At 43.9% G+C, this 24,518-nt stretch carries 24 protein-coding genes; 12 read left to right on the top strand and 12 right to left on the bottom strand.

The features are described 5' to 3' along the window. Positions 1 to 105 precede the first annotated feature (105 nt). The 4 genes from ACTXGF_RS16510 (at position 106) to ACTXGF_RS16495 (ending at position 3,350) form a co-directional block, all read left to right on the top strand. The gene (locus ACTXGF_RS16510; RefSeq protein WP_443534524.1) at positions 106 to 894 is read left to right on the top strand and encodes a threonine/serine exporter family protein; all 789 of its coding nucleotides are present in this window, start codon (positions 106 to 108) and stop codon (positions 892 to 894) included. 1 nt (position 895) lies between these two features. Beyond that, complete coding sequence (locus tag ACTXGF_RS16505) at positions 896 to 1,348, top strand: threonine/serine exporter family protein (protein WP_443534526.1); 453 nt, start codon at positions 896 to 898, stop codon at positions 1,346 to 1,348. Positions 1,349 to 1,522: 174 nt separating this feature from the next. Beyond that, positions 1,523 to 2,887, top strand: a complete 1,365-nt coding sequence (gene gorA / locus ACTXGF_RS16500) for a glutathione-disulfide reductase (RefSeq protein WP_443534528.1) — start codon at positions 1,523 to 1,525, stop codon at positions 2,885 to 2,887. A gap of 301 nt (positions 2,888 to 3,188) precedes the next feature. Further along, positions 3,189 to 3,350 carry a hypothetical protein gene (locus ACTXGF_RS16495; protein WP_227511163.1) on the top strand — a complete coding sequence of 54 codons (162 nt, stop codon included), beginning with the start codon at positions 3,189 to 3,191 and terminating at the stop codon, positions 3,348 to 3,350. A 44-nt stretch (positions 3,351 to 3,394) separates the two neighbouring features. Here ACTXGF_RS16495 and ACTXGF_RS16490 read toward each other — a convergent pair whose 3' ends face one another. Next, positions 3,395 to 4,018 (bottom strand): GNAT family N-acetyltransferase, encoded by a 624-nt coding sequence (locus ACTXGF_RS16490; protein WP_443534531.1) that lies wholly within the window; start codon positions 4,016 to 4,018, stop codon positions 3,395 to 3,397. A gap of 365 nt (positions 4,019 to 4,383) precedes the next feature. After that, positions 4,384 to 6,033 carry an FAD-dependent oxidoreductase gene (locus tag ACTXGF_RS16485; protein WP_443534533.1) on the bottom strand — a complete coding sequence of 550 codons (1,650 nt, stop codon included), beginning with the start codon at positions 6,031 to 6,033 and terminating at the stop codon, positions 4,384 to 4,386. 390 nt (positions 6,034 to 6,423) lie between these two features. On the opposite strand from ACTXGF_RS16485, the gene truD reads away from it, so the two are divergent. Then, positions 6,424 to 7,602 (top strand): tRNA pseudouridine(13) synthase TruD, encoded by a 1,179-nt coding sequence (gene truD, locus ACTXGF_RS16480; RefSeq protein ID WP_443534657.1) that lies wholly within the window; start codon positions 6,424 to 6,426, stop codon positions 7,600 to 7,602. 119 nt (positions 7,603 to 7,721) lie between these two features. Here the strand turns inward: truD and ACTXGF_RS16475 are convergent, their stop codons facing one another. Together ACTXGF_RS16475 and ACTXGF_RS16470 are read right to left on the bottom strand one after the other, a co-directional pair. Continuing rightward, the gene (locus ACTXGF_RS16475; RefSeq protein WP_443534535.1) at positions 7,722 to 9,179 is read right to left on the bottom strand and encodes a GGDEF domain-containing protein; all 1,458 of its coding nucleotides are present in this window, start codon (positions 9,177 to 9,179) and stop codon (positions 7,722 to 7,724) included. A gap of 293 nt (positions 9,180 to 9,472) precedes the next feature. Continuing rightward, positions 9,473 to 10,354 carry a PHP domain-containing protein gene (locus tag ACTXGF_RS16470; protein ID WP_443534537.1) on the bottom strand — a complete coding sequence of 294 codons (882 nt, stop codon included), beginning with the start codon at positions 10,352 to 10,354 and terminating at the stop codon, positions 9,473 to 9,475. A 291-nt stretch (positions 10,355 to 10,645) separates the two neighbouring features. On the opposite strand from ACTXGF_RS16470, the gene ispZ reads away from it, so the two are divergent. The 6 genes from ispZ (at position 10,646) to ACTXGF_RS16440 (ending at position 15,545) form a co-directional block, all read left to right on the top strand. After that, positions 10,646 to 11,197 carry a septation protein IspZ gene (gene ispZ, locus ACTXGF_RS16465; protein ID WP_443534539.1) on the top strand — a complete coding sequence of 184 codons (552 nt, stop codon included), beginning with the start codon at positions 10,646 to 10,648 and terminating at the stop codon, positions 11,195 to 11,197. A 97-nt stretch (positions 11,198 to 11,294) separates the two neighbouring features. Beyond that, positions 11,295 to 11,621 carry a YciI family protein gene (locus ACTXGF_RS16460; protein ID WP_057761353.1) on the top strand — a complete coding sequence of 109 codons (327 nt, stop codon included), beginning with the start codon at positions 11,295 to 11,297 and terminating at the stop codon, positions 11,619 to 11,621. A gap of 56 nt (positions 11,622 to 11,677) precedes the next feature. Then, positions 11,678 to 12,067 (top strand): SH3 domain-containing protein, encoded by a 390-nt coding sequence (locus tag ACTXGF_RS16455; RefSeq protein ID WP_443534541.1) that lies wholly within the window; start codon positions 11,678 to 11,680, stop codon positions 12,065 to 12,067. A 124-nt stretch (positions 12,068 to 12,191) separates the two neighbouring features. Further along, positions 12,192 to 14,243: an FAD-dependent 5-carboxymethylaminomethyl-2-thiouridine(34) oxidoreductase MnmC1 gene (mnmC1, locus tag ACTXGF_RS16450; RefSeq protein ID WP_443534543.1), complete on the top strand. Its 2,052-nt coding sequence runs from the start codon at positions 12,192 to 12,194 to the stop codon at positions 14,241 to 14,243. A 101-nt stretch (positions 14,244 to 14,344) separates the two neighbouring features. Beyond that, complete coding sequence (locus ACTXGF_RS16445; RefSeq protein ID WP_443534545.1) at positions 14,345 to 14,818, top strand: YjbQ family protein; 474 nt, start codon at positions 14,345 to 14,347, stop codon at positions 14,816 to 14,818. A gap of 82 nt (positions 14,819 to 14,900) precedes the next feature. Then, a complete protein-coding gene (locus ACTXGF_RS16440; RefSeq protein WP_439266969.1) occupies positions 14,901 to 15,545 on the top strand; it encodes a hypothetical protein in 645 nt (214 codons plus the stop codon). A 142-nt stretch (positions 15,546 to 15,687) separates the two neighbouring features. On the opposite strand, the gene ACTXGF_RS16435 is transcribed toward ACTXGF_RS16440, so the two are convergent. The 7 genes from ACTXGF_RS16435 to ffh form a co-directional block, all read right to left on the bottom strand. Further along, entirely contained in the window at positions 15,688 to 16,365 is a 678-nt protein-coding gene (locus tag ACTXGF_RS16435; protein ID WP_443534547.1) for a DUF4112 domain-containing protein, read from the bottom strand. Beyond that, positions 16,358 to 17,275, bottom strand: a complete 918-nt coding sequence (ubiA, locus tag ACTXGF_RS16430; protein ID WP_443534549.1) for a 4-hydroxybenzoate octaprenyltransferase — start codon at positions 17,273 to 17,275, stop codon at positions 16,358 to 16,360. Before ubiA ends, ACTXGF_RS16435 begins: the two co-directional genes overlap by 8 nt. Before the next feature lie 131 nt (positions 17,276 to 17,406). Further along, positions 17,407 to 17,649 (bottom strand): hypothetical protein, encoded by a 243-nt coding sequence (locus tag ACTXGF_RS16425; protein ID WP_443534551.1) that lies wholly within the window; start codon positions 17,647 to 17,649, stop codon positions 17,407 to 17,409. Between the two features lie 91 nt (positions 17,650 to 17,740). Continuing rightward, a complete protein-coding gene (locus ACTXGF_RS16420) occupies positions 17,741 to 18,640 on the bottom strand; it encodes a class I SAM-dependent methyltransferase (RefSeq protein WP_443534553.1) in 900 nt (299 codons plus the stop codon). A gap of 66 nt (positions 18,641 to 18,706) precedes the next feature. Beyond that, positions 18,707 to 19,549, bottom strand: coding sequence for an undecaprenyl-diphosphate phosphatase (locus ACTXGF_RS16415; protein ID WP_443534555.1), 843 nt, complete (start codon positions 19,547 to 19,549; stop codon positions 18,707 to 18,709). Positions 19,550 to 19,692: 143 nt separating this feature from the next. Beyond that, positions 19,693 to 20,394 carry a tRNA (adenosine(37)-N6)-threonylcarbamoyltransferase complex dimerization subunit type 1 TsaB gene (gene tsaB, locus ACTXGF_RS16410; RefSeq protein ID WP_443534659.1) on the bottom strand — a complete coding sequence of 234 codons (702 nt, stop codon included), beginning with the start codon at positions 20,392 to 20,394 and terminating at the stop codon, positions 19,693 to 19,695. 270 nt (positions 20,395 to 20,664) lie between these two features. After that, complete coding sequence (ffh, locus tag ACTXGF_RS16405; RefSeq protein ID WP_298809192.1) at positions 20,665 to 22,212, bottom strand: signal recognition particle protein; 1,548 nt, start codon at positions 22,210 to 22,212, stop codon at positions 20,665 to 20,667. A gap of 452 nt (positions 22,213 to 22,664) precedes the next feature. Between ffh and ACTXGF_RS16400 the strand changes: the two genes are divergently transcribed. Next, entirely contained in the window at positions 22,665 to 23,429 is a 765-nt protein-coding gene (locus ACTXGF_RS16400; protein WP_443534661.1) for a cytochrome C assembly family protein, read from the top strand. A gap of 85 nt (positions 23,430 to 23,514) precedes the next feature. Here ACTXGF_RS16400 and purU read toward each other — a convergent pair whose 3' ends face one another. Further along, a complete protein-coding gene (gene purU, locus ACTXGF_RS16395) occupies positions 23,515 to 24,435 on the bottom strand; it encodes a formyltetrahydrofolate deformylase (RefSeq protein ID WP_443534557.1) in 921 nt (306 codons plus the stop codon). Positions 24,436 to 24,518 lie beyond the last annotated feature (83 nt).

Here is a 24,518-nt window from a genome sequence, read left to right as displayed (position 1 = left end):
ATAGCAGCCAACATAATATTCGATAATGACTGATATTGTCTGCGCGTCAGCACTTATACCCTTTATAATAGTGTATCAAGACCAACCAACATGCGTATCTAACTCATGACCTCTATCAGCTACGTAAAGCAGCAGCGCATTACCCGACTATGCGTGCGCTGCGGATTACTCCTTATGCAGTATGGCGCTGAGTCTGCCGTGGTGGTGGACTTGTCCAAACGCTTGGGGCTTGCCTTGGGGATGAACAGCGTCGAATGTTCGCTAAACTTTAATGCCATTACCTTGACGACTATCTGTGACGAGCGCTGTATCACTACTACCAGAGACACGATCAATCAGAGCATCAACGTCAATTTATTGGTCCAAATCCAGCAAATCGTTAATAAAACTGAAGCCACTGTCGATAGTACCGATTTGATTGACCGCACTACCCTTGCCTTTGATGAGTTGGATAAGACCGTATATCCAACATGGTTAGTAAGCGTGTTTGTTGGCGCATCTTGTGCCGCATTTGCTTATCTAAATGGCGGTAGTTGGTCGATTACGGCGGTGACATTTATCGCTGGCATGGTAGCGATGTTTACCCGTATCTATTTGTCCAAGCACCACTTTAACCCTTTTATCACCGTCATTGTGACGGCTTTTATTGCCTCGCTCATTGGCGCGACGACCTATTACTTTGATATTGGTAATAATGCGGATATCGCTGTTGCCTCTAGTGTACTGCTATTGGTGCCTAGCTTTCCGTTGATTAACTCTTTGTCCGATATACTCAAAGGCTATGTCAATATTGGCGTTGGGCGTGCGGTCTTTACCTATATGCTCACCTTATCCGCGTGCGTCGGTATCGTGATGGCACTGGTTTTACTTCGCATACAGCATTGGGGGTTTTAAGATGTGGTTTATCAAAACCGTCATACTGTCTTGTATCATCACCCTTGGTTGGACGCTGATGTTTAGCGTACCCAAACGCTATATATTGCCGTGTTTGCTGATGACGGCTTTTGGCTTTGGATTAAAAACCGCCCTTGTCCATCAGAACATACATATCGTGCTTGCCAGCTTTTTTGGGGCAATGCTTGCCAGCTTTTTGGGTGTGTATTTTTCTAAGAAATATACCTTACCGCCCAAAGCGCTCATCTCGCCCAGTGTCATCTGTATGATGCCTGGTATCGCCGCGTATAAGGCGATGGTCAGTATGGTGCAGATCGGTTATTTCGGCTTTTCAGACGAGTTATTTAGCCAAATGATGGTGTACTTGTTTGAGGCACTATTTGTGACTTCAGGATTGGTATTGGGCTTATCCATTCCGGGGCTGTTATTTTATAGACGTCGTCCTATTGTATAGATGGGTTTGAGTGGGTTTAAATATCTAAATGCTAGGCTTTTCTTAATCAACCACCGTTTATACTCAAGCGATTCAACACATCTTAACCATAAAAAACTTGTAAGATGGATGATAAGACCCATTACAGTAGAGTCAGTAGCAGCACCAATAACAACTTAATAAAGAGACCGTATTATGACCAAACATTATGACTATATCTCTATTGGCGGCGGCAGCGGCGGCATTGCCTCACTCAACCGTGCAGCAAACTATGGTAAAAAATGCGCCATTATCGAAGCCAACCAATTGGGCGGCACTTGTGTGAATTTGGGCTGTGTGCCCAAAAAAGTCATGTGGTATGGCGCGCAAGTGGCTGAAGCCATCCATAAATATGCGCCAGATTATGGTTTTGATGTTGAGTTAAAAGGTTTTGACTTCCAAAAGCTGGTACAAAGCCGTCAACAATATATCGAAAACATTCACCGCGCTTATGACAATAACTTGGCAAAAAATGGCGTAGAAGTGATCAAAGGCTTTGCTAAATTTGTCGATACCAATACCGTAGAAGTAAATGGCGAGCTGATTACCGCTGACCATATTTTGATTGCTACGGGCGGTCATCCTATTCAGCCAGATATCAAAGGCGCAGAATACGGCATCGACTCTGATGGCTTTTTTGCCTTAAACCATCTGCCAAAACGCGTGGCGATTGTGGGTGCAGGCTATATCGCTGTCGAAATCGCAGGCGTGTTAAACAGTCTGGGTGCCGAAGTGCATTTGTATGTGCGCAAACACTCGCCACTACGTACGTTTGACCATACTATCGTAGAGACTTTGCTGATAGAAATGGAACAAGCTGGCATCAAGTTACACACCAATACGGTAATCAGTGAAGTCAACAAAAATGACGATGACAGCCTGGATTTGACCACCAACGATGGCGGTGAAGACTGTATCGATACTGTCGATTGCTTGATCTGGGCGATTGGTCGCGCGCCATCGACTGATGGAATCAATCTGCAAGTGACAGGGGTCGAGACAACCGAGACGGGTAAAATCAAAGTTGATAAATTCCAAAACACCAACGTCGATGGTATTTATGCGGTTGGCGATATTATCGAAAACAGCGTAGATCTAACGCCCGTAGCGATTGCCGCTGGTCGCCGTTTATCTGAGCGTTTGTTTAACAACAAACCTAATGAGCACTTAGACTATACGTTGATACCGACCGTGATTTTTACCCATCCAGCTATCGGTACGATTGGCCTGTCTGAAATCGACGCGGTGGAACGCTATGGCAAAGAAAATATTAAGTGTTATACCTCAAGCTTTACCGATATGTATAGCGCGGTCACTCAACATCGTCAAAAATGCACCATGAAGCTAGTATGCTTGGGCGATGACGAAAAAGTCATTGGCCTACATGGCATTGGTTTTGGCGTCGATGAGATGATTCAAGGCTTTGCCGTTGCGATTAAAATGGGCGCGACCAAGGCTGACTTCGATAATACGGTTGCCATCCATCCAACTGGCTCAGAAGAGTTTGTGACAATGCGTTAAGCTCACTGTTTAACGTTTCTCTTATTCTTAGCTATTATAAAAAAGGATGCCATTTGAGCGTCCTTTTTTATTGTCAGTCATGACGTAAGCATATAGCTCCGTAGGTTTAAAACTGACTCATTACTTTTATATCGCACTGATGACTACTGTATTTTTCTAATCATTATTTACATTAAGAAATTTAAAGCAAGGCATACTGACAGCGCAATCTCGATGCTGTTATGATGCGATTAATACTGACCGTTGAGAGATGACTGTGTGGCAGGTGTATCTATTTATATTACCAATTGGGCTTGGCATCATGACCTTGGCAGCAAGCCTATTGTTTTTGTTCGCTTATCTAATGTCGGATGATAATGCCACGCGCTTGCCAGCATTTAACTGGTTCAAGCGCCTAATCATTGTGGCATTTATGCTGCTGAGTATTGGTCTGTTTATGACCTTTGGACATTTTTGGGGTTGAGCTAGATAGAATATTTTTTAATGCTTTTTACTGGGCCAAGTTGATTAGCTAACGATTTTTTCAAGTTCTAATAGCTCCAAATCATCACGCTTTGGCTCGCCATTATTGCCATCGTTTGGAAACGGCATTTTATTACCATTGAACTGATAACCACGGCGCTGATAGTAAGCCAAAAGCTCAGGACGATGACTTAGTATAGACATAGTCAGACGGCCAGGCTGATTCAGTGACTGTAAGTGGCGATCTGCAAAAGTCTCAGCTGCTTGTAAAATCACGTTGCCGACACCCTTCCCTTGTAGCACAGGGTGTACCGCAAACATGCCGATATAGGCTTTTTTGTTCGAGGAAGCATCCGTTTTGATATCGACAGCGATACAGCCAAGTATCTCACACGTCTCATCTCCCTCACGATTGCCCGTTGTGGTTTTCGGATAAACAAAGTAATAGTGGTTAGGGTCATTGATAACAGCAGCGAGCTCCGCTGATGTAGTCCTGATACCACCTATCAAATCGGCCTCATTGGTCCAGCCTGCTGTCTCCCGATAGCAGCAATTCAATAACTGCTCAAGTGCGCCAATATCCTCTAATGTCGCTTCACGCAAAAATACCGACTCTTTATCAAAATGGTCTGTTTTTATATTGCTGTTATTTATATTGTTTTCGCTCATATTATAATTTTTCCTTTTCTATCTATGTATAGTTGCATTCAAATAATTTCGATACAAGAAAACCGAGTGCAAGTTATACATTAGTATACTTAATAAGGGTGACGATGTAGCGGATTTATGTGGATTTAGTCATATAAAAAACTGACTTAGATCACTAAGCCAGTCTAGGGTATGTCATTAATTAGATTGTGCGGCTTAAAATGAGAAAAATTGTAGATAAACGAGGAAAAAATTGCCGTTAATATAAATATATTTGCAAGATTTCTGACAATGTTTAGCAAAATTTAGCCATTTTAAGACCACTAAATGTATTCATATGCTAATTGTGACATGCCCCAGATACTAATAATTATTGCTTGATAGTACTAGGGCGATAATGCATGGGCTTGCTCAATAATATCAAGACCTGCATTAAGCTGCGCGCGCGTCGGTGCATGACCACGGCGTAATAGCTCGGAGAAGGCAACCAACTCTTTATCACGTCCAAGCGTACTTGCTGCACTAGCCCGTGTGTCTTCGCCTTCATCATCGAAGTAGTATTCGATATAATCATGCGTATCTGGCGTACCAAATAGGATATTGTGATCTGGTGTCGCGGCATGACCGCTATAGCGTAGGCTCTTGCCATATTGCATGGTCCAAAAGAACGGAATACGCGACTCTAATGAATCGACACTGTCGTCACTTAGGATTGCAGCAGCTGTGACCATGCCATGCTGCAGCGCCACGCGCCAATGCTCGATACGCATGCGACCCATTTTATTGCTAGCTTTTGCAATATCACCTAGCGCGTAGACGCCATCGCGCAGCTGTAGATGCGCATCGACTTGTACACCATCTGGATCGTTAACTTCGCTCAATATCTCTGTACGTGGAGACACGCCAGTACCCAATATCACGATATCGGCATCAATATGCTCACCATTCGCCAGCGTGACACCGCCTACATTTGAGAAAGCCTGATTATTGTTATCTTCATCCTTGTCCACTTGACGGTCAACCTTAGTAATTTCATTGACGGTTGCGTCAAACACAAAATTGATGCCCTTCTCTTTATGTAACTTAATTAAGGCGTTACTCACCGTTTCAGAGACAATATTGCCCATCACACGGCTACCTTGCCCAATCACTGTAATAGAAGCTGTCGTGCCTGCTTGCGCTAATGCCGAAGCGGTCTCCATACCGATAAAACCTGTACCGATGATCACCACACGCTGGTCATGACTGGCCGCTTTAATTAATTTGGCATCACTCATGCTACGTAGCGTATATACGCCATCTATCTCAGCACCTTTGATAGGTGGTAAGTTTGGTTTAGCACCAGTGGCGACGACCAAGAAGTCTGCGGTTTGTCGCTCGCTGTTGCCATCATCATCTCCGATGACGACAGTCGCTTCATTGGGTAGCACTTCGCTAACCGTTTGGTTGAGGCGTAACTCAATATTGTTATTATCCGCCCAATTGGCACCGCCCAATAGCAGCTTATCCTCGTCCATCTTACCTGCCAAAAACGCTTTGGATAATAAAGGTCGGTTGTAAGGAGCTTTATCATCTTTACTAATCAACGTAATCTTGCCGCCATAGCCACCCTGACGCAACTGGTCGGCTGTCATAAATCCTGCACCGCCACCACCAACGATAATAGTATGGGTATCAGTCAATTTATCACTTTCGATCTGCCCCGTTATCTGAGCTGAGGTATCGACTGTCAGACTATCACCATCATGAGTCAGCTCATACTGGGTCAAGCCTTTTGTCGCTATCGGCTCTAATAGTGAGCCATCGCGACTATCAAAAGTTGCATGATGCCAAGGACAAACTACCCGATTGCCACAGCGTAATCCATTACCTAAGTCTGCACCAGCATGTGGGCACTTACCATCGAATGCACGGAACTCATCGTCATCGCGAGTGATTAAAATGATACTATCGTCTTCTTGCTTATACGACTTCATACCTCCGCTTGGGATATCCGTTTTACTGATGGTGACTGTGTTGATCGTTGCGTCGGTCATAATGCTTCCTTAACAGTTATAATGGTGTCTAATGACAGCAGGTTGAAAATGACCGTAATCAACCAGACAAATTCAACTTATCCTATTATTTTTAATATGCTATGCATTGATAGTAGCAAGTGCGCCTCGCACACGATGTTTTTTTGTATGTTTACTGCGTTGCAAAACGTAATTATGCGACTTTATTTTCCGCACTCCTTTTACTTCTAATCATTATTAATAAACAAAATAAAAGACGATCTTATGACTTCTCAAGACAACCAAAACGAAATCACTACTATTTCTCAAGATAGTTTAGATAGCCAAGCTGCTACTATAAATCCAACAGCTAATGATCAAAACGTTAATGAACGAACAGCCAGTGAGAAAACAGCTAGTGAGCAAATTGATATGGCTCATATGGATATTGCTGCTATTACAGATACTGCAAATTTGCCACAGCCAAATTTGCAGCCAATACAGCAAGCGACTTATAAAGCTCATGCAACAGGTTTCATCGTCAATGAGTTATTGCCATTAGATTTCACTGGTGAAGGTGAGCATTTATGGTTGCATATCGAAAAATCAGGCATGAATACTGCTTATCTGGCAAAACTACTATCAGAGTGGGCAGACATTCCATTGCGTGATGTCGGCTACTCAGGGTTGAAGGATCGTCATGCGTTGACGACCCAGTGGTTCAGTTTGCGTATACCAAAGAAGCAATTGCCGCCTACTGAGTTTGCACCAGTGGACATCGGCGAAAATGAGACTGTCACTATCCTTGCACAGCACTGGCACAATAAAAAACTCAATCGCGGTACGCACCGTGCCAATCAGTTTGTTATTACTTTACGTAATATTCAGTTTGCGAGCGCTAGTGACGAAAATGTTGATGACGGAAGTAACGCATCACCCGAGCAACTACTATCTGCAAAAGAGGCCGTCGAGCAGCACCTAACGCGCATTGGCAAAAACGGCGTACCCAATTATTTTGGTCCACAGCGTTTTGGTCGTCAGGGTAATAACGTCAGAGAGGCTTTATCACTGTTTGCTCGTCCACCGCGAGAGCCACGCCCGCAGCCAAAAAAGAGCAAACGCAAACGTGCCCCGCGCGAGCAAAATACGATGGAATTGTCTGCTGCACGTAGCTTGATATTTAATGAGATATTGGCAGCGCGAGTGCGTAATGGCAGCTGGAACACTGGCCTAGCAGGCGAAGTGTTTAATTTGGACGGTTCAGGATCGATATTCACTAGTGAAACACTAGATGATACGTTGCATGCTCGTATTGACAGTGGCGATATTCATCCAACTGCTGTGCTATGGGGCACGGGTAACGATAAAGTTACCGGTAGCGCTGCAGATTTGGAGACCACGGTAGTACAACACAGTCCACTACTCATGCAACTAGCAACTGGATTAGAGCAGCGTGACATTAAGGCGCAAAGACGAGCACTGCGCCTACCGATTGAGGCGTTAAGCTGGGAATGGTCGGACGATCAGACGCTAGTATTAAACTTTACTTTGACTACAGGTAGCTTTGCCACAAGTGTGCTCGCAAGTTTAGTGCAGGAATTAGCGTCTTGATTGGATTAAATCGAAGCCTCAATTGGACCAATCAATAGAATATCAGCCATACCGATAATACTTATATAGTGTTAGCGGTATGGTTGTTTATTAATGGCTGATCGTTAATAAATTAATGGCTAGCGACTTTTGTAAAGCGATTGCTTACCGCCTTCTTTTTCAGCCCACATCTCGTTTGCACTGACAACTTGATTGCGACCACGGTGCTTGGCTTCATACAGGGCTTTATCCGCTATGCTAATAAGTCGTTGGCAGATATCACTAGGCAGCTTTTGCATTGAGGCGATTTTGCTTTCCGCGCGCTGAGTAGCAATTGGCTTGATAAGAGGTGACGTTTGAGCGACAGTCTTTTGCTGTGTGATCGTTTTGTAGCCTTGCGCGATACAATCTCGCTCTTCATGGGTTAAGGTATATAACCCAAAGCTTGCTGTCACATTAAAATCAGCCAGACCTTCAATCTTCATGACATGCTCAGCAATATTTAGCCGTAATTGCTCAGCTATCACCATAGCACTATCATGCTTCGTGTCTGGTAGTACAACCAAAAACTCTTCGCCGCCGTAACGACTGATGATTGACTCATCTGTTAACGACTGCGATAGCGTCTGCGATATTTCAATCAGAACCTGATCACCTACGTCGTGACCATAATTATCGTTAATCTGTTTGAACCAATCCAAATCTAACAGCATGACGCTTAAGTCTTGATATTCTCTCACCGTTGCCAAGGCATACTTCATCTTTTTCAGACCGTAACGGCGATTTTTAAGCTGAGTAAGCTCGTCCTGATTGGCATGTAGAAGGGTCTCAAACCGACTATCATCTAACACCAATAGCAAAGCACGAAACATATAAACAATAAAAATCGCTTTTGGCAGCGCTAAATATAAATGCGTCGACCGCCAAAAAAATGCGGATGAACGCTGTAGCTCGCTGATATTATCCCAATTTAAGACATTATTTTCAAAAGCCAACGCAGCAACCGCATTTTCAGCGGCCATAATCTCGTTGTAAGTTAGATAGTTATGACTTTCAAGCATGGGATGAATGACGGTCAATTGGCGTAAATTAGGCAGACTGATACCAAAGTAAGGTGACATGATCGCTAATAGCATCAAGATAATATGCAGCCAAAACATACGCCAAGCATAGCGGCGCTTAATCAGCATCATGCCAAGCATAGCGCCGCCGACGAGCGATACGCCTGCAAACAGACTGCTGTACCCTATCATCACAATAACAGTAGAAATGTAGGCGGTGTAAACCAAAACCAAAGCTATCTGCCACCTGCTTAAGACAATGTCGTTGTCATTGCTTGAGTGAAATAAGCCTTTGACCATGCATAAAAAGAACAGCCCGACAAAGCTAATCCCAAGCCATAATGGATATAGATAATGCATATTTACATAGGTGTTTAATGCATCTTGCTGCCACCAGACATACAGGCACCAGAACCAATGCAATGACACTTCTAACACGATAAATAAGGCCATCAGCGATGTTCGGTCAGCAGCCTGCCACTCAAAAATCATTTGAGAGATTTTGTTGTAACCTAGATGGGATATCGATACAGCCATAGAAGGGCTACCGCAGAGAGTGTAAATACATTAAAAGGTATAAATGCGTTGAATATATAAGCGCTAAAATCAGAGTGAAAGCATATTATCCGCTCTGAAACTTTCATATCAAGTGTTACAAGTTCTTGCCTTATTATCAATCTATTTTACGCATTTATTTCCCAATAATTTCTCTATGAATGCAATTTTGTTTACTTACCCATTCTTAGCCTTATTCATCATGATAAATAAGCCCCTATCGCTATTGAAAACAACCTTATTAGAAGTAACTGTAACAAGGTAAATCCTACTCACTAAGCAAGCGTTGCAAAAGACTCCCAAATCCCTTGCTGATCATCATTCAAAATAGGAACATCGCCCAAACGTCGCCAAGGCATGTTACTACCGTGAAAGTCACTACCAATAGAAGCCGCAAGACCATGCTCAGCAAGGCTACGGTCGACCATTCTACGGGTACTAATTGGCTCACTAGTGGCTGGCAGTTCACAAGCATCTCCGCCAAGCTGCGCAAACTCTTCGATCAGTTTACGCACGCGTGTCGCTGATAGTTGATATCGCGTGGGATGTGCGAGCACCGCTTTGCCGCCGCAAGCATGAATCAGCTCGATACCATGCTGCATCGTCAACGCCTCGATCGCTACATAAGCAGGTTTATTATCTGCTAGGTACTTATCAAAGGCTTTTTGAACGGTTTTGACTTCACCGCGCTCAAACAATACCTGTCCAATATGGGCGCGCCCGACTGCTTGTGGGTTGCCGCCTGCTTTATCGAGCACTGCTTGCCATAGCTCATCATAATTAATATCTAATAGCTCACTCAATTTTTCGGCGATACGCTGACCACGAGTGGCTCGACTGTCTTGCAGTTGCTGCAGCGTTGCGTGCATTTTTTCGCGATCAGTAAAGTCCAGTCCAAGTACATGAATAATTTTATTGGTAGACTTATTCTTTCCGTAACCACCGCTTAATGTATGTTCACAGCTGATTTCAACGCCATTAATAATCTGCATATCGCAGGCACTGGCAGCGACCCTTGCCTCGTCAATCCCTGCCAGCGTGTCATGGTCAGTCAATGCCAATACGTTGATGCCCGCTGAATGAGCACGTTGTATGACCTCGGTCGGTGCATAGGTACCATCTGAACAAGTACTATGGCAATGTAAGTCAATTTTCATAAGCTGAGCCTTAAAGTGTTAAATAAAATGAAAGTAGAATAAAAGTTAGGTAGCAGACAGTCATTGTTACGATTATGAGTATTGTGATTTGTCTTGCTCATTCTGTAGATTTAGCAGTTATCGTTACTGTATTCGTGTTTATATTTGGCCAGTGGCATGGTCATCAGGCGCAATAAGAAAGTATTACTCTGTAGGTCGCGTATATCGCATGTTTATCGTGTTGATTGCTTTTTTTTGGTGCGGTAGACGTGTAAACTACCCCATACGTTTTTGTTGGATACACCCTTTGCTATGAAAGCATTATTAGACTTTATTCCCTTAATTGCCTTTTTTATCGCGGCGCGTTATAACGGTATTTTAGCAGCGGCAGGGGCTTTGCTCGTCGCCACTATTATCGTTTACGCCATTCATTTTATTCGTCAAAAAGGTAAGTTTGATAAGCAGCAATGGGTTGTCTTATTATTAACGATTTTATTCTGCGGCGGCACATTACTGCTGCGTGATGATATTTATTTGCGCTGGAAGTCGCCTATTATCAATGGTATTTTTGCATTGACGCTATTCGTCAGTGCCGCTATTAATAAGCCATTGATGCAGTTTGCTATGAGAGAGGTATTTACCCTGACGCTTAGCGGCTGGAAAAAGCTGACCGTTGCTTGGGCATTGTTTTTTGCCCTAATGGCTGTACTACATTATATCACAGCGTTCACAATGTCAGATGAAGCATGGATCAACTTTAAGACCTATGGTTGGATTCCAATTATGCTGGTGTTTGTCGTGGCTCAATTTGCCGTGTTGAAAAAGCATCTCAACCCTGCCCTAACAGACAAAGCCACTAAATAGTTTCTGTTGCCTTGTCATGGCAGCAATCACAATTTTATTGCTATGACGTTTATACTAAGCTCACCATTACTTTTTTATTATTCACTAAGGAAGTCTCATGTCTTTATTTGCAATCATTGGTCATGACGTGGCTAATAGCAGTGCACAACGTCTGATCACTCGTACTGAACATATTGAACGCTTAAAAGCGCTGCACCAAGAGGGACGCCTCGTTATCGCAGGTCCAACGCCTATCGAGCATGGCAAAAGTGATATGTCAGGCAGCTTAATCATTGCAGATTTTGACTCTATCGAAGCGGCTCAAGCATGGGCAAACGATGAGCCTTACTTACGTGATGGCGTGTATAGTCATGTCGATATCAAACCATTTGTTCAAGCATTGCCAGCACCAACTGATAGCAACAATCAAGTAGCTGCATCGTGATCCAGAGAGTCTCTTTTTCACCTACTTGCTTCTACAAAAGTGCCCTGATTGGTCTCATGTTAGTGACAGCCGTTTCGGCACAGGCTGCACCTGCTGCGCTCGTAACACCTGCTGTCGAGGCAACCGATCCGACAGCAGTGCTGCCGCTGACTGGGCCAGTAGCGGCGCGCGCTTTGCCAACGAAAAACTCAGCTTTAGATATCAATGATACCTTGGCGGCACAGTTGCAACCATCTACTAAAGCATTGTCAGCTGCCAATCAAGAGCTGCTCAGCCGTAATGCTCAACTGCAGCGCCAAGTGAACGATTTACAGACTCAAGTAAATGTCTTGGTTTACGAAAGTAAAGGACAGCTGTTTCTATACGGTGCGTTTACCGTTTTGATCAGTCTATTAGTCGGTATTTTTGTCTCGTGGTTAGTATTTGTCCGCCGTGAGCGCTGGTAGCATATACTGTGCTCGCACTGAATTGCATTACTTTACTTCGCTGCGTCTGACCAAATGTCGATATCATTGATCCGTCATAATTGACCGTTGAGCTACCGTTCCTGATATTCCTAAGAAGTGTCTCATGTCTACCGCTAATCATCAAAACCCTGAACATTTAAACGTTATCACGCCTGCCAAGATTGACTGGCAAACGGATGATACTGGCAATATGGTGCCAGTATCAGGTGAGTTTGGGGATGTTTACTTTTCTCATGCAGATGGTTTGGCAGAGACGCGTCACGTGTTTCTAGAGCACAATCAGTTACCAGAGCGTTTGTTACACCTTGCACCAAAGCAATGCTTTACGATTGCTGAGCTAGGCTTTGGAACTGGGCTTAATCTACTAGCGACGTGGCAATTGTGGCGACAACTACGTGAAACCAATCCGCAATTAGCAACAGCTCACCTGCACTTTATTACTACTGAAAAGTTCCCTATACCGCTAGCAGATTTGACGCAGATACTTATGCTATGGGGTGAGCGCGCGCCTGAGCTAATGGCATTTATTAAGCCACTTTTGGCTGAATATCCGCCCCTGATTGCAGGCTGTCATCGTTTGAGTTTTTCTTATGATAACTTAACCATCGATATATGGCTTGGTGATGCAGCAGAAAGTCTAAGCAAACTGGCATTAGACCACTTTAACCAGCATACGCCTTATATTGATGCTTGGTTTTTAGATGGTTTTGCGCCTTCTTGCAACAGCACCTTGTGGGCTGACAGTATCTTTGCTCAAATGCAGCGCCTATCACGCCCTCATACGACTGCCGCTACTTATAGCTGTGCAGGTATCGTCAAGCGTGGACTAAGAGAGCATGGCTTTCACATTAAGAAAGTCAGAGGTTTTGGTCGAAAACGAGAAATGCTAATGGCCATTATGACCAATGCAGAAAGTAGTGACCTTACTGACGATAACAATAGTCACAATGCGAAGAAGGAAAAGACTTACAGCACATTCGATAATACTGTCGTCATTGGTGCAGGCGTCTCAGGGTTGCTCACAGCTTGGTCGCTTGCCAATCGCGGTATCAACGTCACCTTATTAGATAAATCAGCGCCCTTAGCAGGCGCATCAGGCAATCCTAGAGCGTTACTTGCGCCCAAAATGACGCCGATTCACCATGTTGACGAGCATCTGCATACCATAGGCTATCTCCATAGCAGCAGGCTATATCGAGACCTCAATCAAACAGCCGTACAGCTTAATACAGCACCGGCACTCGAACTGACTGGCGCCCTTGATTTACTCATAAAAGCCAATATCGGTACAGAACAAATTGCCGACTATCCTGATGAGATGGCGACCACCCTATCGCATGAGCAAGCACAGATTACTAGTGGCCTAAAAGAGCAGAACTTATCAGAGAACTTGTACTTACCGCAGTCTGGTCTGGTCAATCCGCAAGCATTAAAAAACATCATACTGACTCATCCACTCATTTGCTTTCAACAGTTAGAAGTGAATGAAATCACCGAGACTGAGCAGCAAGTTCGTATTGAAGGTATTGATGAAAATCGTAATACTGCCACTATAACTACTGATAACGTCGTCATTTGCGCGGCTTTTGAAAGTCATCAATTGGATCAGCGTATTTTTGATTGTCGTAAAATTCGTGGGCAGCTGTCTTGGTTTACGCCTACGGTTGAGCAACTTGCAAAACTGCCAAAAATACCGCTTAAATATAGTGGTTACTGTGCGCGGTTCAACGCGCAGACTGGAGATGATGAGTTAAATACAGTCGTCGCTGACGAGCCCTATTTATTACTTGGCGCAAGTTTTATCCGCAATGACACAAGTACTGACATACGTGATGAGGAACATCAGATTAGCCGAGACAAGCTCATCAATGCTATTCCTGAGATGGCATCTGTCATTCCGGCAGATACGAGTCTATGGCAGGGACGAGCTGGCATTCGCACCCAAACGCCTGATTACCATCCTATCGTTGGACAATTGGCAAATAGTCAGCGGATATGGACAATGAGTGCGATGGGCGCAAAAGGTTATGCATTGGCACCTATTTGCGCTGAAGCATTAGCAGATACGATGCTAGGGTCATTCGCACCACTGTCAGAGACAATGCTCGCACGCCTATCACCCAATCGTACACGTTTACAGACGCCGCTTGTTTAAGAATAAATGGCTCTTGTGTAAATAACAGCAACGATTTCCATAGTTCATCCTGTCTTATGATATCTTAATTTAATGTCGACTCGAATAATGAGATATACCCTATGAGCTATCACCAAACCACCCTTACTCTACCCGCCTATGCGCGCGGCATTCATATCATTACTCCGAAGGTTGAAGAAGCGATTTCTCAGCTGTTACCTCACTCTGCCAAGGTAGGGTTGGTCCATCTGTTTTTGCTGCATACGTCAGCCAGTCTTGCGATCAATGAGAATGCTGATCCGGATGTCCGACTAGATACAGAGGATTGGCTTAATAAAATCGCACCAGAAGACCAGCCAGAGGATTGGCTTAATAAAATCGCACCAGAAGACCAGCCAGAGTATCGCCATACCTTAGAAGGATCAGACGACTTGCCAGCGCATCTCAAAAGCATGATGCTTGGAGTAAGCTTGACTATACCGCTTGTCGATGGTGAGTTAGGACTGGGCATGTGGCAAGGTATTTACTTATGTGAGCATAGAAACCTGCAAGAATATGGTGGACAGCGTAAGCTGGTGATTACGGTAAATACGTAATAATATACTGTCAATAAATAGCAGGTTAGCCCTTGCCAATTGCCCCATTTACGTAGAGCGCCATTAACGGATAAAGCTGATTATGAATACTTCTCTCTCAAAAGCACTAAACTTACGAAAATCTAAACTGCTTTATCGTACGGCTCCTGCTACTTTCTTGAGCCTGTTGCTACTGACTGCTTGTCAAAAAGATCCAGAACCTGAAGCAATTGATACAACTACAGCTGAGACCTCAACGCAAACTACGCCAGTAACGACCAATATCAATGTAGATGCAGCTGAAGATAGCAATGCAGATGACGCTAAAAATGTAGCGCAGACCGATACTGATTCAGAACGTGATATGAGCTTAACGGAGTTAGATAAAGATCTTGGTGTTACTACATCTACGGCAAATGATAGCGCTGAAAAACCTAATCCAGAACAAGCTATCAAAGGCGCACAAATCACTGATGTCCGTTATAAAAGTGCAGCAGGTGAGAGTCTATCTGTGGTCTTTGAGACGTCGGCAGCTGGTATGCTTAACGCTATCATTACTCGTCCCAATCAACCAAAAATGACATTGAGCGCACCAGAAGGCCAAGGCAATAATCCTACCTATCAATCAGCTGACGGTAGTATCCAACTGGTCAGTCATGCTGGTGGTGGTACTATTGATCTTATCCGAAACAATAAAGTCACTAGCTTTGATGCCGTCAGTGCTGAAGCAGAAGTCATCACTGAATAAAACCTAATCCACCTTCTGTTTCAATACGCGATTTAAAACCATAAAAAGGCGGCAAACGTTATTATCGTTGCCGCTTTTTTCGTTTCTGTGTATTACTCTCCACTGACTTGTCTCTACTGAGCTTTCTGACAAGTAATTGTATTTAACCAAACCCAGTCGATTGACCAAACATCCCAACCAACCAACTTATCACTGTCCACAGCCCCCAACCGACAAATACAATGACCAGCAGGCCAAGAAAATCAGGGATGTGCAGATATAACCAAGCAACGATTGGATTGCGCCAAAAAAACCCAAAGCGGCTTTGTTGCTGCTTATCTTCTAATGACTGGTGCAAAAACGGGCGATCCATATGCATGGTTTCGGTAATACCATACTCATGATGTAGATGCTCGTGCACGATACCTAGTGTCTTACGGCTAGGACGAATGAAAATATCTAATAGCGTACCAATACCAGGTACGATACCAACGACCATATCAATAAGTGCCAATCTCACCGCTGGCGTCATTTTATGAGCGGGCACACCCAACTGACGTCCTAATATAAATGCATAACTGGTCAATGCCAATCCTGCTACATCTCCTGCGAGTGGAATGGTCGAAAGCGCCGCATCCGCACCCATTCCTTGCTTGGTAAAAGGCACTCGTACTAGTGAATCCATGGTATTGGCAAATTTTGCCAGTTTACGCTCAGTTGCGATAACTTGCTCACGAGTCAGCCCATGTTCGGCAAGTTTAGCTTGATAGTCTACGCCTGAGCCATTTGTATCAGACAGTTTCTTTGTTTTGAACCTCGACAACTTATCGAACTTATCCATTTAGCGTCGTCCATAGGCAAGTAACCGCGATGAGCGCAAAGACATAGCGCCCTACCCAGATATTGGCCAAGAACGCCTGAAAACAAGCCAAAGGGTTACGGCTGGCACAAGCGCTGTTTTGTTTGGCAAACATCATCGCAACTAGTGCCAATCCAAATACTGGCGTTACGCCTAATGTAGTCGGGGCAAAGTAATGCCACATAACCACGCCCATCACTAGCAAAAAGAGCATCTGTAATATCGAGATGATAATCACATCATAACGACCGAATAGTATCGCTGTTGATTTCACGCCAATCTTTAAATCATCCTCACGGTCAGCCATGGCGTACTGGGTATCGTAGGCCACTGTCCAACACATATAAGCTAGGAATAACAGCCAACACCAAACATCGGGAGCGCCTTGCACTGCCACATAGGACATCGGTATCGCCCACCCAAAAGCAGCTGCTAAAAATACTTGCGGCAGGTGGGTATAGCGTTTCATAAATGGATAAATAAACGCCAATACAACAGCACCAAGCGACCAGTAGAATACGGCTATAGACAAGAAAAATAGCAGACTGGCACTTAACAGTACCAGTACTAAGAATGCAGCGACGGCTTCTTTGCCAGATAAGCGTCCATCTGCTAATGGGCGGCCTTTAGTGCGAGTCACATGACCATCTACTTTTCGATCAGCAAAGTCATTAATCGCACAACCAGCCGCTCTCATAAATACTGCACCAAGGGCAAATATCGCAAATACCTTGATACTTGGCAACGCTGCCGTCATTCCTTGCTGCTGCGCTTGACCCATTGCAGCGAGTAGTACGCCCCAAAGCGTTGGCCATAAGAGCAGCTCAATGCCGACTGGCTTATCAAAGCGGGTTAGCTGGATGTAGGCTTGTAGCTTGTCTTTAAATGTCATGGCTTTTTATTATCATTGTTTGAATAATTTTTTATGTACGCTTATATACTTCGCTCAGAACAACTAAATTAATTTTTGAAAGGGCTGGTTACTGAGTTTTATTAGACTAATTACTAAGTTTAATGGACTGGTTACTGAACTTGTTGCCATAATTTATTCGCTTCGATCAGTGATAGCTCAGGATATTGCTTGCGTAATTCTTTCAGCGCTGGGACTTTGTCTTTCTGTTTCGCTTGTTGACGTAAAAATGCCAGTTGCTCTTGTGGATTGCTCAGCTCTTTTAACCGTGCCTCAAGCCGAAGAATGCGAGTACGCAGCATGATATTAATCAACAATAAAATTGCACCCATGACCCAAATGATTAACGCTGACATTCCTTGCTCCTAAATCCATTAATTCTGCACATATAAGCTGATTAATTGCGTACATTTATACTCGTACATTCATTATCACAAACAGCAGCTATCAGACAAAATACCCATCAAAGCGTACGGCTTCATTATGCCAGCTTTCACTAGCAGGCTCATCAGCAAGCAGCGGTGCATACTGTGGGCGCTTCACGACCACGCGACCTTGGCCTTGCGTACTTTGTTTAACAACGGCCTGTGCACTATTTAGCAGTTGTCGCTCTTCATCTAATGTTGGTGGACGAGCCAATTGATGCAGTGCTTGCATATGCTTACCGACTTTTGCCCCTTTGCCTGTTTTGCTATCTTGATAGCTATCCTCTGGAAACATCGGATCCAAATAGACGACATCGATTGTGGTAGCGTTATCGGCTACGGTACCAGCCTCTAGATTCGCAAAATAACTGAGCGCATCAGTGTTAATAATCTGTAGACGGCTCATGAGCTTTTGCCAATTGGGTAGCGCACTCATACGCTGCTGCTCTGCAAGTAACAGCAATGCCATCAAAGGCTGCTGCTCAAGCATAGTAACTTGGGCACCAGTACTGGCCAATATCAAACTATCATTCCCAAAGCCAGCAGTGGCATCAATAATGTGACTATCTGATGTGATTTTGGCGGCTTGTAATAGCAGCTCAGACTTACGACCAGCACTCACTACACGGCGCTGCAACTTGTCCCACTCAGGTGCCACACTAAGCCCATCACTTAACCATGATAACTTATCTTTATCATCTAATAATAAAATAGGTTGAGTAGATGCTTGACTCAACTGCTGACGGCGCTTTTGAGTGAGTTTCTCTGTAGCGACCTCTACATCTAAGATAATTGGTAATGTATGCTCAGCTATCAATGACTGTAGGCTCTCAATCTGTGCTTGCTGGCTGTCATTGACATAGAATAACTGACAATGTACAACAGCACCTGTCTCGTCATACGTTTGGGGCACATCGGTCATAACCATCATCCTATTTGCTGCTTATTTTCACTATAAATTACTGGCGTGTTAAATCATAACGTAAATCTAGCCAGCCATTTGATAACCAAAGCCCCAAGCGGCGACCAGCACGATAACACCCGTGATAATGCGCAACCAAGCAAAAATAGTAAAGTCGCGGCGACTTACCCATGCCACGAGCAAGCGGATACAAAGTAGCGCCACTACAAATGATACGATGGTTCCGATACCTAGCACTAGCCAGTCTTCACTGTTGGTCAGTACGTCACCATGTTTGACTAAGTCCAACAGTGCCGCGCCTACAATGACAGGAATACCTAGAAAGAAAGAAAACTCAGCAGAAGCCTTACGTGAGACACCTAACCACAGCGCACCAATAATAGTGGCACCTGAGCGTGACGTCCCGGGTATAAGAGCTAAGCATTGAAATAGTCCAATCATCAACGCAGTTTTTATGCTGACATCTTCTGCTTCTTCTGCAATAACCGTTTTAGGACGTTTTTCCACGTAAAATATCAGCAGGCCACCGATGATGAGCATAATGGCAACGACGATAGGATTAAACAGATAAGCTTTGATTTCATCGGCAAAGGTAAAGCCAACAATCATCACAGGGATAGTAGAGACAATCAGACTCAGTCCCAGCTGTCTAGGATTGGTCATGCCTTCTGCTTTGCCAGTCAGTAAGCCCATCAGCGCTTGCCACAATCTACCCCAATAGTCATAAATCACTGCCAAAATAGCGCCAAGCTGTACCACCACGACAAATAAATCAACTTTTTCTTTAGTCCAAAAACCCATCACATCTGCTGATAAAATCAAATATCCCGTACTAGAGATGGGTAAAAATTCAGTGATACCTTCAACAATACCCATGATGACAGCTTGAACGAATAAAATGATATCCACAGTGACTTTCCTAGAAACAGACTGGCCTAAAAAAACTGGCCTAAAAATAGACCGATTGGCTGTCCTATATTAACGTTGATTTTATATCGATATGCGCTTACTAAACACTAAAAAGCTGGCTGCAAAAAGCATATTTTATAAAGCTATGCTTTGCCTTGCTCTTTAAGTGTTTTCCAAGCTTGGTTGCGTAGATATTTTGGCAATGCCTGCGATGCTTCCGTACCACCATCATTTGCAAACTGAGCAATACCAAGCTGCCCAATGACAACAGCATCTGGCCAAACATCTTCATGGCAGTCTTGCTGATCATGTCGTGCCAATAGCGGCGCGCCATTACCCGCGATAGGCAGGTTTAGTACTGTTTGGCTATCATAATCTAATAGCTGCTCTGTACTATCACCACCATCAGCCAAGACTGGCTGCATAATGCTATAACCTAACTGGTCGTCAGTTACCAATTCATACTGCCCAAAGTAAACTTGCTGCATACGAGCGTCAAGGGCACTATATAGATGTGTTAGACCATACTTCTGATACGCACACTGTGCGATTGCTTGCAGGCTTGAGACGCCAACACAAGGCAAATCACGCGCTACAGACAGAGCCTGTACCACTGCCGTATTGATGCGGATACCACTAAACGCACCTGGCCCGCGATTGAATATTAGAGCCTGTATATCAGCAAGACGTAGCTGCGCCTCAGACAATGCAGCATCAATCATCGGTAAAATCTGTTGAGTCTGCTGACGTTTACCTGTTTCGGTATGGCTCGACAATACCTGTCCGCTCGAATCTAAAATCGCGATCGAACACTGGTCGAACACGGTATCCATTGCTAAAAACATCACAACCTCGGCTTTTACTTTTGGCGTTCTAAATTGATTTGTCAGATTTTACTAATTTTTTATAACGATCTATCATTCATGCGCTATCAGAATACTGACAGAATGAAGCAGCGCCTATCATAGCATTTAGGGTACACGAATTTTATTAATTTCTATATTTTTCACACTTTATCCATCAGTGTTTATCTACAACTGCTAACGATAAAAAGCCCCAAAGCTTCATTGGCTTTGGGGCTTTTATCAAACTTCTTAAAAATAACTAATTGTTATCTAAAAGCGGGTTTTAAACTTCTTTGGCGCTTGGTTTTGCATTTCTTGCATTTGCTTTTGCATCTCTTCGGTGCTTGGCATATTGTTTGGATCAAGGCCCATCTGCTTTGCCATTTGCTCTGGATTCACGTCCTTAGCACCACCTTGCTGACCGCCACCGCCAAACAATGGACCGCCGCCACCTGCTCCACCGCCGCCGCCCATTAATCCTTGCATAGACTTCATCATTTTACTGATGCCTTCAGGCTTCGAGATCATTTTCATCATTTTTGCCATTTGCTTGTGCTGCTTGAGCAAACGGTTAACGTCTTGAATCTCACGTCCTGAACCTGCAGCGATACGGCGCTTACGACTTGGGTTAATCTTATCAGGGTTTTTGCGCTCAAACGGCGTCATTGAATTAATCAATGCTTCCATTTCACGTACTTTTTCTTCTGGTTTGGCGTCTTCGACTGCTTTTTGCATGTCTGAGCCGCCCATACCTGGCATCTTATCTAAGAAGCCTGCCATGCCGCCCATACTCTTCATCTGCTGGAACTGAGTCAATAGATCCTCAAGGTCGAAGTCACCACCCTTTTGCATCTTTTTCGCCATTTTCTCGGCTTTATCACGGTCAATCTTTTGCTCAACTTCTTCGACCAGACTCAGTACATCACCCATACCAAGGATACGCTGCGCGATACGTTCAGGGTGGAACAGCTCTAGCTCGTCTAGTTTCTCACCGCGGCCTAAGAACTTAATTGGCTTGCCGGTGATAGCACGTACAGAAAGCGCCGCACCGCCGCGAGCATCACCGTCAGTCTTGGTTAAGATAACACCCGTTAATGGCAACGCATCATTAAAGGCTTTTGCGGTATTGGCAGCATCTTGACCCGTCATTGCATCGACGACGAATAGCGTCTCAGATGGGTTAACCGCAGCAGTTAGTGCCTTAATCTCATCCATCATGGTATCGTCGATATGTAGACGACCAGCGGTATCAATGATCAGAATATCTTGATATTGGATTTTGGCTTCTTCAATCGCACGCTTTGCGATATCAATTGGATTCTCATCTGTGCTTGAGTTCACAAACTTAGCATTCACCTGACCGGCTACTTGCTCAAGCTGTTTGATAGCTGCTGGACGATAAACGTCGGCAGAGACTAGCATGACTTTTTTCTTTTGACGCTCTTGTAAATATTTGGCCAACTTACCAGCTGTAGTAGTTTTACCCGCACCTTGTAGACCTGCTAGCAAATAGACAACCGGCGGTTTGCCTGTCATCTCTAACTGCTGATTGGCGCTGCCCATCATTTCGGTCAGCTCGTCGTGTACGATTTTGACAAAGGCTTGACCTGGCGCTAACTCTTTTAGCACCTCAGCACCAAGCGCTTGTTCTTTTACGCGTTTGACGAAATCACGAGTGACAGGTAGTGCTACATCGGCTTCTAACAACGCCATACGCACTTCACGTAGCGTGTCTTTGATATTGTCTTCGGTCAACTGTCCGGTACCGACGATGTTACGTAGGCTCGACGATAAACGTTCTGTTAAGGTATCAAACATAAATAACTCTCAATTAAAATGGTTTTCAATTAAATAATACGCAATTAAAATAACTCTAAATCAAACCATTAAAATGGTTCATAAATAATATTAGGATACGCTATAAGATATTAGGATATTGCATGACAAGGGACATGATAAAAGAATTATATTATCAATACTATAGCATTAACATGGCTCAAAACTTATAGTCGTTTCGCAAAGGACACAGCGCTTATAATTGTAGTCAACTTTTTATAGATGATATATTTTATGTTTGGCGCTATGCAGCACTGCCGATCATTTATAAGTTATAAGCAAGATGGTGCTCAATTGGCACCCATTTTATGATAAATTGGACGATTATTCTAATCATTCTGATAATACCACTTTAGCGACACATTGAGCGGCAGTTTATGCTCAGTATAAGATGAGGCTTTTTATCTGTGCACTTTGCATTCTTACTTGCTAGCATGGCTTATATCTTAGTCAGCATCCACATTGGTTGGGCGTTGGTTCAGGACAAACCTATCCACAAAAGTCTCAGTTTGGGCTTGTTGCTGGTCGGCATGGCTGCACATGCAGCACTACTATATCCATACGTTGTGACGCTGTATGGTTTAAATTTCAACTTATTCAATATCATCAGTCTGACCAGTTTATTTTTCTTATTCTTTTATCTGTTGTTCTGTTTATACCGCCCTATTCTTAGTCTTGGTATTTTGGCAGCACCCACTGCGCTAATAGGTATGACTGTCGGTTATGTCGGCCGCGCCCCTTATCAACCGCTTACTGACGTTAGTGTCGGGCTTGAAATTCATATCATACTATCATTAGCTGCCTATTGTGTGCTGTTGATGGCGGCGGTACAAGCGCTATTTCTACGTCTACAAATACGTGAGCTCAAGCATCATACCATTCACCGCTTTTGGGTCAATAAGCTACCCTCCCTGCAAAGTATGGAGAGTTTATTATTTGATATGCTCTTGGTAGGCTTTGTATTGCTCAGTATCGCACTGGGGATTGGACTTATCTATGTGCAAGACTTGATGGCGCAGCACATCGTGCATAAGACTGTTTTTAGTCTACTGTCATGGTTGTTATTTGGTACTCTACTATTCGGTAATTGGCGTGCTGGCTGGCGAGGCAAACGTGCGGCCAATATCACTATTTATGCCTTTATCCTATTAGCCATTGGCTTTGTTGGTAGCAAGTTCGTCTTAGAAATGCTCTTATAAAATATATGTTCAGAAAAAGGCGGTCAGCAACAATAGTTACTGACCGCCTTTTTTACATTCTTAGCAGACTCACTACTCATTTTTCTTAGTTAAATACAACTGTCTTATTGCCCGCTACAATCACACGGTTTTGCACATGCCAGTTTACGGCACGTGCTAATACGTTGCGTTCGATATCACGGCCGATAGCACGCAACTCTGTCACCCCTTGGCGATGCGTCACACGGTGTACATCTTGCTCGATGATAGGCCCTTGATCAAGCTCTGCTGTGACATAGTGCGCAGTTGCACCGATAAGCTTAACGCCTTTATCATAAGCTTGACGATAAGGATCTGCACCCACAAACGCAGGCAAGAATGAATGATGAATATTGATAATCTGCATTGGCCAACGTTTGACAAAATCTGATGACAATATCTGCATATAGCGCGCCAATACTAGCAAGTCGTTACCTGCCATTAACTTATGAATATGCTCTTCTGCCTCTGCCTTATTGTCTTTGGTCACTGGCACATGATGAAAAGTAATGCCAAAGTTTTGTACTGCTTGCTTTAAATCAGGATGGTTGCTGACCACGCAAGTAATCTCGCAATCGAGCAGTCCACGCTGATGTCGCCATAATAGATCTAACAATGCATGATCAAACTTAGATACCAAAATACCGACTTTGGTCTTCGTTGCATTATTATGTAGACGCCAATCCATATCGTGGCGCTTAGCAACCGTATGCGCAAAGCTGGCCTCAAAATTCTCGATAATATCGCTCAATCCTGTTAAGGCAAACTCTAAACGCATAAAGTATTGACCGCCTTCATGCGCCGTTGAATACTGATCAAGCGTAATGATATTAGCACCATAACGATGAATAAATTCAGAGACTGCTTGTACGATACCTGCCTGATCTTTGCATTTGATGAGCAGCGTGGCTGTATCGATAGCACTAGGTGTCTGTTTGCTCTGAGAAGCTATGGTCGATAATGAAACCGTTTTAGTGTTGTCTGACATAATTCGCCCAATATAAAAAATGATGACTTATCGCTGAAAAATTGCTGACAGCGTAGTAAACCGGTTATTTTAATCTTTTTTGC

Source organism: Psychrobacter sp. 1Y6 (genome assembly GCF_052258385.2).
Classification (GTDB): Bacteria; Pseudomonadota; Gammaproteobacteria; order Pseudomonadales; family Moraxellaceae; genus Psychrobacter.
This window is presented reverse-complemented; position numbering and strand designations above follow the sequence as displayed.